Source organism: Bacillus sp. FG16 (assembly GCF_057809515.1).
In genome coordinates this window covers 1-420 of the sequence record NZ_JBMDKC010000346.1, presented here as the reverse complement: position 1 = coordinate 420, position 420 = coordinate 1, and the positions used below count along the sequence as shown (strand labels likewise).

Below are 420 nucleotides of genomic sequence, written 5' to 3'. Positions count from 1 at the left end.
TGGCGGAATTTATGCGTCGTTACTTACTCAATCCAACCATGGCAGGACAAGAAGCACCTGAGTTTATGAAGCACTTTCAAAGTATCATTCCAAAGGATGTACAAAAGGGGTTACAAAAAGTTCAAGAAGACGCACAAATATGGGCGAATCAAGGAGATGAAGCGCGTTTCCGTGGGAAAATCAATGTAAACGAGAAACCTACCGGTTTGGAACGTGTGAAACAAGTACTGCAAAAGCTCCCAAGTTCGAAAGAAGAGCTATATACGGAAGGAATGGATAGACTTTATCCGATTTCTAAAGCAGAGAAAGAAATACTTGGTGGAGAATTGGCGGATGCGTCTGTTTCTCCTTATAAGAAAGCAAGACTTGCGGCAGGAACACCGAAAAAGGCGCAAATGAAGGTGGAAGAGTTCCGTACGA

The 420-nt window shown here is 43.1% G+C and carries 1 protein-coding gene; it reads left to right on the top strand.

Translation table 11 applies throughout. The features are described from left to right. On the top strand, positions 1–420 hold a 420-nt coding region (locus ACODS7_RS32670), incomplete at both ends, for a hypothetical protein (protein WP_488828720.1).